Raw genomic sequence first — 11373 nt, forward strand, 5'->3', positions numbered from 1 at the left:
TTATTGGTCCAGGAAGGACCGCAGCTTGCGCGAACGCGACGGGTGCTTGAGCTTGCGCAGCGCCTTGGCTTCGATCTGGCGGATGCGTTCGCGGGTCACGCTGAACTGCTGGCCGACTTCCTCCAGCGTGTGGTCGGTATTCATGCCGATGCCGAAACGCATCCGCAGAACCCGTTCCTCGCGCGGGGTGAGGCTGGCCAGAACGCGGGTCGTGGTTTCCTTCAGGTTTTCCTGAATGGCGGAATCCAGCGGCAGGACCGCGTTCTTGTCCTCGATGAAATCGCCGAGCTGGCTGTCTTCCTCGTCCCCGATCGGGGTCTCGAGCGAGATCGGTTCCTTGGCGATTTTCATCACCTTGCGAACCTTCTCCAGCGGCATCTGCAGCTTTTCGGCCAATTCTTCCGGGGTCGGCTCGCGGCCGATCTCGTGCAGCATCTGACGGCCGGTGCGGACCAGCTTGTTGATCGTCTCGATCATGTGGACCGGGATACGGATCGTGCGGGCCTGATCCGCGATCGAGCGCGTGATCGCCTGACGGATCCACCAGGTCGCATAGGTCGAGAACTTGTAGCCGCGGCGATACTCGAACTTGTCCACGGCCTTCATCAGGCCGATGTTGCCTTCCTGAATAAGATCAAGGAATTGCAGGCCACGGTTCGTGTATTTTTTAGCAATCGAGATGACCAGACGCAGGTTCGCCTCGACCATTTCCTTCTTGGCCTGACGGGCCTCTTTCTCGCCGCGCTGAACCTGGTTCACGATGCGGCGGAATTCTTCGATATCCACGCCGACGTGCTGGCCGACCATGGCCATGTCGCCGCGCAGGTTTTCGACCTGAACGCGCGCTTTTTCGAACAGGCTCTGCCAACCGCGACCCTTGTTGGCCATCATCCGGTCAACCCAGGTCGGGTCCAGTTCCGAACCGCGATAGGCGTCGATGAATTCGCGACGGTTGATGCGGGCGGCGTCCGCCAGCTTCACCATGCCGGAATCGATGGTCACGATGCGGCGGTTGATGCCATAGATCTGGTCAACCAGCGCTTCGATCCGGTTGTTGTGCAGGTGCAGTTCGTTCACCAGCCCGACAATGCGCGAACGCAGGACCTGATAGGCGATCTCGTCCGTGGCCGAGAAGGTCCCGTCCTCGTTCAGCGTGGCGGACATGCGGTTGTCCTGCATGTGGGCCAGCTCTTCGTAGCCCTGCGCGATCGCTTCCAGCGTCTCAAGGACCTTCGGCTTCAGCGAGGCTTCCATGGCCGAGAGCGACAGGTTCTGCCCGTCCTCGTCCTCTTCCTCCTCGTCGGCGCGGCGCATCGGGTTGCCGTCGGCATCGTATTCGGGTTCGTCGCGCGAGGCGGTTGGGTTGGCGCGTGGCGCCTCGGTGTCGACGACCACGTCGACGACCTCATCGCCCTCGCCCTCTTCGTCCAGCGAGCGGCCGAAGGTGGTTTCCAGGTCGATCACGTCGCGCAGCAGGATTTCTTCTTCAAGAAGCTCCTGCCGCCACATGGTGATGGCCTTGAAGGTCAGCGGGCTTTCGCACAGCCCGGCGATCATGGTGTTGCGACCGGCCTCGATGCGCTTGGCGATGGCGATCTCGCCCTCGCGTGAGAGCAGCTCGACCGAGCCCATCTCGCGCAGATACATGCGCACCGGATCGTCGGTACGGTCCAGCTTCTCGGTCTCGGTGGTGGCGACCGCCACCTCGCGCGAGCCGGTGCCCGTCGTCGCCAGTTCGCCCGCCGATTCGCCTTCGTCCGCTTCTTCGTCATTCTCGACGACGCGGATGTCCATTTCGGACAGCATCGACATCACATCTTCGATCTGGTCGGAGCTGACCTGTTCGGGCGGCAGGACGGAGTTGAGCTGGTCGTAGGTGATGTAGCCGCGTTCACGCCCTTCGGCGATCATGCGCTTCACCGCAGCCTGACTCATGTCCAGCGAATGATCGTCGTCCTTGGTCTCGGGCTTCTGGTCGTCGTCGTTGGCTGCCATGCTGGCTCCCTTAAGCGGTGATTCGCGAATCAGCGAATCGGGATCGGCGTATCGGCCGTTTCTAACCAAGTTCGCGGGCGAGTTCAAAGCCCGTGCCCCGGCGAAGGGCCAAGTGATTCGGCGCTGCCGATTCGGACGGCGGCGCGGGTCATTGATGCGGCATCCGCCGCGAGGGTCAAACGCACGGCCAGCGCCGCACGGTCTGCTTCTGCGCGGCACGTGCCGCACGGTCGATCACTTGCGCGGCTTGCGCCAGATCTCGTTTTCAAGCGCCGCCTTAAGCCCCGCCGAAAGCGCGGCGCGATCCTCGCCCAGATCCGACAAGTCGGCAAGCGAGGGGTGGTCGGCCTGCTGACGGGCACGGGCGGATTGCGCGACGCGCCATGTCAGCCCCTCATCGGCAAGCCCCTCGATTTCGGTCTCGGCGCGGGCGATCTCCTCGCGCACGGCACGGCGCGCCTCGATCCGGTCCAGCGCATTGGCAAGGATTCCAGCCGCCGAATCGTCATCACTTGGACGCAGGATGGCCGGAGCGGTCCTGACATGGGGCTCGGCCATGATGCTTTCAAGGGCACGCTGCCCAGCCTGCGACTGGCTGCCGGCCAGCAGGTCATGGATCAGCGCGGCGCGCTCGCCATCCTCGGGCTCCAGCCGCTCCAGCCGGGTCTCGACCGGGGCGATCAGCGCCGGATGGGTGGCGCAGATGGCCAGGATCATCGCCTCGATCATCTGTTCCGCCGTGCGTCCATCCGCATCGGGCGAGGACAGCGAGGACGCCCGTGTCGAGGCGACCGGGGCCACCGGAACGATCGGACCGCGCATGCCCTTGGGCTGCCAGGCCGGACGCGGGGCGCGGTCCTGCTGGGGCTGACGACGGGGATTGAACAACTCCCATTTCATCTGCTTCAGCGCGGCGAAGTAATGGTCGCGGGTGTCCTTGTCGGGGATCTTGGCAATTGCGTCGCCAAGTGCCTTGTCCAGCGCCGCCTTGCGTTCGGGGCTGTCAAAGACGCGACCATCGGTCTCGCGCCGCCACAACAGGTCGACCAGCGGGCGGGCCTCGTCCAGCACGCCGGTCATGGCTGCCGCCCCCTTCTGGCGGATCAGGTCGTCAGGGTCCTGCCCCGTCGGCAGGAAGGCAAAGCGCAGCGCCTGCCCCGGTGCGGTCATCGGCAACGCCAGATCGATCAGCCGCACCGCAGCCCGCACACCTGCAGTATCACCGTCCAGCGCAATCACCGGCTCGGGCGAGATGCGCCACATCAGCCGCAACTGATCCTCGGTGATCGCGGTGCCAAGCGGGGCCACCGCACCCTCGAAGCCCGCCCGGACCAGCGCGATCACGTCCATATAGCCCTCGGCCACGATCAGCGGCTTGCCCTTGGCCACCGCCGCCCGCGCCGGGCCGACATTGTAAAGATTGCGTCCCTTGTCAAACAGCGCGGTTTCCGGGCTGTTCAGGTATTTCGCCCGCGCATTCGGGTCCAGCGAGCGCCCGCCAAAGGCGATGCAGCGCCCACGCCCGTCGCGGATCGGGAACATGATCCGCCCACGGAACCGATCGAAGGGCGCGCCGCCGTCATCGGGCTTGGCGCAAAGCCCGGCCTCGATGATCAACGCATCCGAGATCCCCTTTGAGCGCAGCGCGTTGAACAGGCCCTGCCGCTGGTCGGGGGCATAGCCGATGCCGAACTGCTCGCAGGCGGCCCCGTCCAGCCCGCGCCGTCCCAGATAGGCCCGCGCCTGTTCGGCCAGCCCGGTGCCCAGCTGCATGCGGAACCAGCGCACCGCCTGTTCCATCACCTCGACCAGCTCGGTGCGGCGGTCGGCGCGCTGGACCTGACGCGGGTCGCGTTCGGGCATGGGCAAACCGGCCTCCGAGGCCAGCAGTTCGACCGCTTCGATGAAGCCCAAGCCTTCGGCCTCGCGCAGGAAGGTCAGCGCGTCGCCCTTGGCGTGGCAGCCAAAGCAGTAATAAAACCCCTTCTGGTCATCGACATGGAAGGACGCGGTCTTTTCGCCGTGGAAGGGACAGGGGCACCACCAGTCGCCCTTGGCCTGATTCGAGCGACGCAAATCCCAGACCACCTTGCGCCCGATCACGCGAGACAAGGGGACGCGGGCACGGATTTCATCAAGGAATTGGGGCGGAAGACTCATGCCTTCTTATATCCGATCGGCTGGGGTGGTTGGAAAGGGAAATCAGGCGCCAACGGCGCCGCGGACCAGTTCCCAATAAATCGCGACGACATGGTCCTGATCCAGACGGCCATCCTCGCGGTACCAGTTGGTGACGCCGGTCAGCATCGAGATCAGCGCCATCGTGGTCAGACGCCGGTCGGGAATGCGCATCGCCCCCTCGGCCTCGCCCGCAGTCAGGATGCATTCCAAAGCGTCTTCGTAACGGCGGCGCAGGGCGGCGATCTCGCGCCGGTTGTCCGGGGTCAGGCTGCGCAATTCCATATAGGACAGAAACACCGCCTCGGGGCGCTCAAGGCTGGTCTGGATGTGAAAGCGCAGGAACGCCTGCAAGCGCGACAGGGCGGGCAGCGTGGGATCGTCCTGCCACGCGGCCAGCAACTCCTCCATATGGCTGCGCAGCAGATCGGCCAGAAGCGCCTGTTTTTCTGGGGTATAGGCGTAAAGCGCACCGACCTGCACGCCGACCTCCGCCGCGATCTGGCGCATCGACACCGCGCCGTAGCCATGGCGCGCGAACAGGCTCATCGCCGCCTCGCGAACGAGCGGGCCGGTGATTTCAGCTTTCGAACCTTGTGTGCGGGCCATGCCGTCTTCTAGGCCGGGGGCGCGCACAGGGAAAGAGCGCATCTTGTGTCGGGCGATGCGCCGCGCCTATGGTGTGACCCATTCGGACGGGGAAGAGAATGACGGCAAATCGGATCGGATGGGCGCTGGCCTTGCTGGCGCTGGCAGGCTGCGATGACCGCATCGGGGATTACCCGGATCTGCTGCCGACCGACCAGATCCTGGCCGAGCCCAATGTGCCCGCCCATGCTGCCGATGCCGCGACCGATCCGACTGCGGCGACGGATGCGCTGAAAAGCCGCGCGGCACGTATTTCAGGCACGGCCCCTGCCCCGGTTGCTGCCGACCCCGCACTGTCCCGTCGCGCCGATGCGCTGCGCGCGCGGGCGGCCGAACTTGCCAACACCCCGCTGGACGCCTGCCCCGAAGGGGCCGCGCCCTGCGCTGATCCCGATACGCCACCTGCCAGCGACCAGAAGGAGTAAGGCCAATGCCCGTCATCACCTGTATCGACGATCTCAAGGCGATCTATCGTCGACGGGTGCCGAAGATGTTCTACGACTATGCCGAAAGCGGCAGCTATACCGAGAGCACCTTCCGCGAGAACACCACCGACTTCGCCCGCATCAAGCTGCGCCAGAAGGTGGCCGTGGACATGTCGGGCCGCACCACCGAAAGCACGATGATCGGCCAAAAGGTCGCGATGCCGGTGGGGCTTGCCCCGGTCGGCCTGACCGGGATGCAGTCGGCAGATGGCGAGATCAAGGCGGCGCAGGCGGCCAAGAAATTCGGCGTCCCCTTCACGCTGTCGACCATGTCGATCTGCTCGATCGAGGACGTGGCCGAGGTCACGCAGGCGCCTTTCTGGTTCCAGCTTTACGTCATGCGCGATCAGGAGTTTCTGGAAAACATCATCGAGCGCGCCAAACGGGCGAATTGCTCGGCGCTTGTGCTGACGCTGGACCTTCAGATCCTTGGCCAACGCCACAAGGACCTGAAGAACGGGCTGTCCGCGCCGCCGAAAATGACTCTGCCGGTGATGATGGATCTGGCGACGAAATGGCGCTGGGGTCTTGAGATGCTGCAGACCAAGCGCCGGCATTTCGGCAATATCGTTGGTCACGCCAAAGGCGTCGGCGACACCTCGTCGCTGATGAGCTGGACCGCTGAGCAGTTCGACCCGCAGCTGGACTGGGACAAGATCGCCCGCATCCGCGACCTGTGGGGCGGCAAGCTGATCCTGAAGGGCATCAACGATCCCGACGATGCCCGAATTGCCGCCGATTTCGGTGCCGACGCCATTGTCGTCAGCAACCATGGCGGTCGGCAGCTTGACGGCGCGGCCAGTTCCATCCGCATGCTGCCCGAGATCGTTCAGGCGGTGGGCGACCAGATCGAGGTGCATCTGGACAGCGGCATCCGCTCGGGTCAGGACGTGCTGAAAGCCTTGGCCATGGGCGCGCATGCGACCTATATCGGGCGCGCCTTCATCTATGGCCTTGGCGCGATGGGCGAAGCGGGCGTGACCAAGGCGCTGGAGGTGATCCGCAAGGAGCTGGACATCTCGATGGCGCTATGCGGCGAACGCGACGTGAAGAATGTCGGGCGCCACAATGTCATGGTCCCCAAGGACTTCCTTGAACCCTACCTGTAAGGTTCAAGCGACCGGGCGCCAGTGTCGCGCCCGGTTGCCGACCGCCCTTTGGGACCGAATATCCCCAGCCTTCCCAGCGCCAAAGCCATCAACGTCGGCAATCCGACCGCAAACAGCATCATCCCACCCAAGCCTGTAATGCCAAGCTTGCGCGCCAGTATGATCATCAGCACATGCATGAAATAGATCATCGCCGAAATCGGATCGATCCGGATCGGCGGCTTGGGCATTTCGGTCATCAAAGCCAGCAGGAACATCGACGGCGCTGCGATGTAGCTGCCGATCGGAATGTCCAGCATCACATCAAGGCCCCAGCGCGCCTGAACCAGCCAGGCCTCGACCATCAGCGCCCCCATCCCAAGCAAGGTCAGCCCCAAAGCCACGCGGCGCGACGGCAGGCCGGTCATCCCCTTCCATGCGATATGCCGGGCAAGCAGATAGCCGATGGTGACGAAGGGAAAACAGATGAACAGACCGTTCTGGAACTTGCGCTGTCCCAGAACCCCACCACCCGACAGGTGGATGTATTGCATTGCCAATCCGACAATCGCGCAAAGACCCGCAACCGCAATAAGGGCTGGAATCTCAAGCCGATGCGAAAAGACGTGCACAACACGTCGAATGGATAGCAGCAGAAATCCGGCAAACAGGATGCCGGCCAGAAACCACAGATGGTAAAAGCCAAGAATTAACGTCTTGACCAGCGAGACTGCACCATGCACGTCGCCGATCCAGAAGGGCAGATAGACCAGCTTCCAGAACGCATATAGCGCCAGAACCCGCATTAGCCAGCGCACCCCGTCGCCCCGGACTGCCGCCCTGTACAGGAAGTAACCCGCCATGATGCAGAATAGCGGCACCATCATCCGCATCAGACCATTGCCGACCATGAACCACATGGGTGTTACATGGGCTTGCATCCAATACGTATGTGCAAAGGCGACCAGAACGGCCATAAGCAGCTTCAGGTAGTCGAGCGAATGGATTCGGGACAAAATAACAACCTCAACCCTATGCGGCTGAGTGTGGGACCGTCACCATTCTAGGGCAACTATCTTTCTGGCCATGCAACCGGGGCGGCCGAGAAAATTTTCTCCTTCACATTTTACCCGACTCCGGCTATAGGCCCCGCTTCGGCCATGCACCCTTGGAGGATGGCCGCGAACATTCAATGTAAGGAATACCAACATGGCCAAAGAGATCCCTGATCTGGTCGTCGAGGCACGCGCGGGGACAGGCAAGGGGGCCGCCCGCCAAGCCCGTCGCGAAGGTAAAGTGCCCGGCATCGTTTACGGTGACGGCAAAGAGCCGCAGCCGATCCAAGTCGAGTTCAACTCGCTGCTGACCAAACTGCGCGCAGGCCGCTTCCTGTCGACGCTGTGGAACCTGAAAGTCGAAGGTCAAGAGGACGTTCGCGTCGTCTGCCGCGGCGTTCAGCGTGACGTGGTCAAGGACCTGCCGACGCATATCGACTTCATGCGCCTGCACCGCGACACCCGCGTGAACCTGTTCATCCACGTGACCTTCGAAAACCACGAAGAATCGCCGGGCCTGAAGCGCGGCGGCACCCTGGTTGTCGTCCGTCCGGAAGTCGAACTGGTCGTCACCGCCTCGGATATCCCCGATCACATCACCGTCGACCTGACGGGCAAGCAGATCGGCGACACCATCCACATCAACGACATCGTGCTGCCGAACGGCGTCAAGCCGACGATCGACCGCAACTTCGTCATCGCCAACATCGCAGCACCCTCGGGCCTGCGTTCGGATGACAATGCGGAAGCTGCCGAAGGCGCCGAAGCCTGATATCGGCCATAGGCTGAAAAGATCGGGCGGCATCCCCAGCGGATGCCGCCCTTTTTCTTGGTCCGGCGCGGTGCTATGACGCCCGCCTGACGCGAAGGGGTAAGACATGGAACCGATCCACATCATCGGCGCGGGGCTTGCGGGCTCGGAAGCGGCTTGGCAGATCGCACGCGCGGGCGTGCCCGTCGTGCTGCATGAAATGCGCCCCAAGGTCGAGACCTTCGCCCATCGCACCGGCGATTGCGCCGAGATGGTCTGCTCGAACAGCTTCCGTTCCGATGACGACCAGATGAACGCCGTGGGCCAGCTGCATTGGGAAATGCGCGCCGCAGGCGGTCTGATCATGTCGATGGCCGACCGCCACCGCCTGCCCGCGGGCGGCGCGCTGGCCGTGGACCGCGATGCCTTCTCGGGTGCGGTGACGCAAGCCCTGCGCGACGAGCCGCTGGTCAGCTTCGCCCCCGGCGAGATCCGCGAATTGCCGCAGGATGGCCGCTGGATCGTTGCCACCGGACCGCTGACCTCGCAATCGCTGGGCCAGTCGATCCTGTCCGCGACCGGCGAGGGCTCGCTGGCCTTCTTCGACGCCATCGCCCCCATCGTTCATGCCGACAGCATCGACATGTCGATCTGCTGGCTGCAAAGCCGCTACGACAAGGGCGAGACCGAGGAAGAGCGCACCGCCTATATCAACTGCCCGATGACCCGCGAGGATTACGAAGGCTTCATCGACGCGCTGCTGGCCGCCGACAAGGCCGAGTTCCACGAGGGCGAGACCGCCGGCTATTTCGACGGCTGCCTGCCGATCGAGGTCATGGCCGAACGCGGCCGCGAGACCCTGCGCCACGGTCCGATGAAACCCGTCGGCCTGACCAACTCGCATAATCCGACCGAAAAAGCCTATGCCGTTGTCCAGCTTCGCCGCGATAACGCCTTGGGGACACTGTATAATATCGTCGGCTTCCAGACCAAGATGAAATACGGCGCGCAGACCGAGGTCTTCCGCCGCATCCCCGGCTTGCAGAACGCGAGCTTCGCCCGTCTGGGCGGCATCCACCGCAATACCTTCCTGAACTCGCCGCGCCTGATCGACGACCGGCTGCGCCTGCGTTCGCGTCCGAACCTGCGCTTTGCCGGTCAGGTCACCGGCGTCGAGGGCTATGTGGAATCCGCCGCCATGGGTCTGCTCGCCGGTCGCATGGCCGCCGCCGAGGCGCTTGGTCGCGATCTGCCCCCGCCGCCCGTGACCACTTCGATGGGCGCGCTGGTCAATCACATCACCGGCGGCGCGGATGCCAAGACCTTCCAGCCGATGAACGTGAACTTTGGCCTTTACCCACCGCTGGACGAGATGCGCGGCGGCCGCAAGGGGCGCAAGGACCGCTACCCGGCCTATACCGACCGTGCGAAAGCCGATTTCCAGAACTGGCTTGCGGGGCAGAATTGAACCGCACGCGGTTCGCCCCCTCGCCCACTGGCCCTTTGCATCTGGGCCATGCATTTGCGGCGCTGACGGCAGCAAAACTGGCGGGTCCCGGCCAGTTTTTGCTGCGGATCGAGGATATCGACCAAAGCCGCTGCCGCCCGGAATATGAAGCTCTGATCGCCGAAGACCTGCATTGGCTGGGCCTTGACTGGCCCCTGCCGGTGATGCGCCAATCCGACCGCCTGCCCGCCTATCAGGCCGCGCTGGACCGGCTGGCAGAACTGGGCCTGACCTATCCCTGTGAATGCCGCCGGGCCGATATCCGCGCGGCGCTTTCGGCCCCGCAGGAAGGCGCCGAGCCGGTGATCGGCCCCGACGGCCCGGTCTATCCCGGCACCTGCCGCCATCGCAGTATGGCCGATGCAGGCCCCGACGACGCGATCCGTCTTAACATGGCCCGCGCGCTGGACCATCTGGCCACCGATGGCATTTCCTTTGACGATGAAAACATCGCCCCCGGCATTCCGCACCACCTGTCGGCAGAACAGATGATTTCGGGCATCGGAGACGTTGTTCTGGCGCGGCGCGGTATGGGCACCAGCTACCATTTGTCCGTCGTGGTCGATGACGCGGCGCAGGGGATCACGCTGGTCACACGTGGCAAGGACCTGCTGGATTCAACCTATATCCATATCCTGCTGCAACGCCTGCTGGACCTGCCGGTCCCGCGCTATCACCACCACCGCCTGATCCGCAACGATCAGGGCAAGCGATTGGCCAAGCGCGACGACGCCCGCGCCCTGCGGCTTTACCGCGAGGGGGGCATGAGCGCCGCCGAAATCCGTCACTCGCTGGGGTTCTGAGGCTGCATGATCTCGACCTCGGCGCCGTCGCGGATCGCGGTGTAGAAGCAGCTGCGGCGGTTGGTGTGGCAAGCCGGGCCGGTCTGTTCCACCAGAACCAGCAGACAGTCGCGGTCGCAATCCACCCGCATCTCGATCAGCTTCTGCGCGTGCCCCGAGCTTTCGCCCTTGACCCAAAAGCTTTGGCGCGAGCGTGACCAATAGGTAACCTTGGCCGTCTCCAGCGTGCGGGCTACGGCATCGGCATTCATCCACGCCATCATCAGCACCTCGCCGCTGCGATGGTCCTGCGCAATCGCCGGGATCAGACCGTTCCCGTCGTATTTCAGTGTCGCAGGGTCGAACATCGGCTTTCCTTTCGGCTGGGTCGCCCCTATCTAAGCCTGACCCGTCCCAAGGAAAACCCCGAGGCCGACATGTCCGACAGCGATCTGATGCAGCTTTATTCCCGCCGCATCCTGGCCCTTGCCTCGGATATCCCGCATCTGGGCAAGCTTGAGAATGCGACAGGCAGCGCGCATCGCCGCTCGCCGCAATGCGGATCGTCGGTGACGGCGCATGTGGTGATGGATGGCGACAATGTCGCGGAATTCTCGCAAGAGGTGCGGGCCTGCGCCTTGGGTCAGGCCTCGGCCTCGGTGCTGGGCTCAGCGGTGATCGGCGCATCGCGCGAGGTGATCGCGCAGGCCACCGAAGAGCTGGAAGCGATGCTTAAATCCGGCGGCCCCGCCCCGTCCGAGCCTTTCGCGGCACTGGAAACCCTGCTGCCTGCACGCGAGTTTCCGAACCGCCACGCCTCGATCCTGCTGGCATGGCAGGCGACCCTTGGCGCGATCGACGCGGCCCAGAACCCCGCCTGAAAA

General features: G+C 64.0%; 11 protein-coding genes. 6 read left to right on the top strand and 5 right to left on the bottom strand.

Annotated elements, in window-relative coordinates; translation table 11 throughout:
* The 3 genes from rpoD to GL300_RS00675 form a co-directional block, all read right to left on the bottom strand.
* Complete coding sequence (rpoD, locus tag GL300_RS00665) at window positions 1–1995, bottom strand: RNA polymerase sigma factor RpoD (RefSeq protein WP_155037661.1); 1995 nt, start codon at window positions 1993–1995, stop codon at window positions 1–3.
* A 234-nt stretch (window positions 1996–2229) separates the two neighbouring features.
* On the bottom strand, window positions 2230–4155 hold the full coding sequence (dnaG, locus tag GL300_RS00670) for a DNA primase (RefSeq protein ID WP_155037662.1): 1926 nt from the start codon (window positions 4153–4155) through the stop codon (window positions 2230–2232).
* Between the two features lie 42 nt (window positions 4156–4197).
* Window positions 4198–4782 carry a TetR/AcrR family transcriptional regulator gene (locus GL300_RS00675; RefSeq protein ID WP_155037663.1) on the bottom strand — a complete coding sequence of 195 codons (585 nt, stop codon included), beginning with the start codon at window positions 4780–4782 and terminating at the stop codon, window positions 4198–4200.
* Between the two features lie 98 nt (window positions 4783–4880).
* Between GL300_RS00675 and GL300_RS00680 the strand changes: the two genes are divergently transcribed.
* Window positions 4881–5246 carry a hypothetical protein gene (locus GL300_RS00680; protein ID WP_155037664.1) on the top strand — a complete coding sequence of 122 codons (366 nt, stop codon included), beginning with the start codon at window positions 4881–4883 and terminating at the stop codon, window positions 5244–5246.
* A gap of 5 nt (window positions 5247–5251) precedes the next feature.
* Complete coding sequence (locus tag GL300_RS00685) at window positions 5252–6415, top strand: alpha-hydroxy acid oxidase (RefSeq protein WP_155037665.1); 1164 nt, start codon at window positions 5252–5254, stop codon at window positions 6413–6415.
* On the opposite strand, the gene GL300_RS00690 is transcribed toward GL300_RS00685, so the two are convergent.
* Window positions 6406–7410, bottom strand: a complete 1005-nt coding sequence (locus tag GL300_RS00690; RefSeq protein ID WP_211594921.1) for an acyltransferase family protein — start codon at window positions 7408–7410, stop codon at window positions 6406–6408. The two genes, GL300_RS00685 and GL300_RS00690, sit on opposite strands and share 10 nt — an antisense overlap.
* Before the next feature lie 193 nt (window positions 7411–7603).
* Between GL300_RS00690 and GL300_RS00695 the strand changes: the two genes are divergently transcribed.
* From GL300_RS00695 to gluQRS, 3 genes are all read left to right on the top strand, one after another.
* Complete coding sequence (locus tag GL300_RS00695) at window positions 7604–8221, top strand: 50S ribosomal protein L25/general stress protein Ctc (protein ID WP_155037666.1); 618 nt, start codon at window positions 7604–7606, stop codon at window positions 8219–8221.
* Window positions 8222–8327: 106 nt separating this feature from the next.
* Window positions 8328–9668, top strand: a complete 1341-nt coding sequence (gene trmFO / locus GL300_RS00700) for a methylenetetrahydrofolate--tRNA-(uracil(54)-C(5))-methyltransferase (FADH(2)-oxidizing) TrmFO (RefSeq protein WP_155037667.1) — start codon at window positions 8328–8330, stop codon at window positions 9666–9668.
* On the top strand, window positions 9665–10510 hold the full coding sequence (gene gluQRS, locus GL300_RS00705) for a tRNA glutamyl-Q(34) synthetase GluQRS (RefSeq protein ID WP_155037668.1): 846 nt from the start codon (window positions 9665–9667) through the stop codon (window positions 10508–10510). The genes trmFO and gluQRS overlap by 4 nt, the downstream gene beginning before the upstream one ends.
* On the opposite strand, the gene hisI is transcribed toward gluQRS, so the two are convergent.
* A complete protein-coding gene (gene hisI, locus GL300_RS00710; protein WP_155037669.1) occupies window positions 10492–10857 on the bottom strand; it encodes a phosphoribosyl-AMP cyclohydrolase in 366 nt (121 codons plus the stop codon). The genes gluQRS and hisI overlap by 19 nt on opposite strands.
* Window positions 10858–10926: 69 nt before the next feature.
* On the opposite strand from hisI, the gene GL300_RS00715 reads away from it, so the two are divergent.
* Window positions 10927–11370, top strand: coding sequence for an iron-sulfur cluster assembly scaffold protein (locus GL300_RS00715; RefSeq protein WP_155037670.1), 444 nt, complete (start codon window positions 10927–10929; stop codon window positions 11368–11370).
* Window positions 11371–11373: the final 3 nt, after the last annotated feature.

Origin of the sequence: Paracoccus litorisediminis (genome assembly GCF_009711205.1) — a bacterium.
In the GTDB taxonomy this organism is placed as follows: domain Bacteria; phylum Pseudomonadota; class Alphaproteobacteria; order Rhodobacterales; family Rhodobacteraceae; genus Paracoccus; species Paracoccus litorisediminis.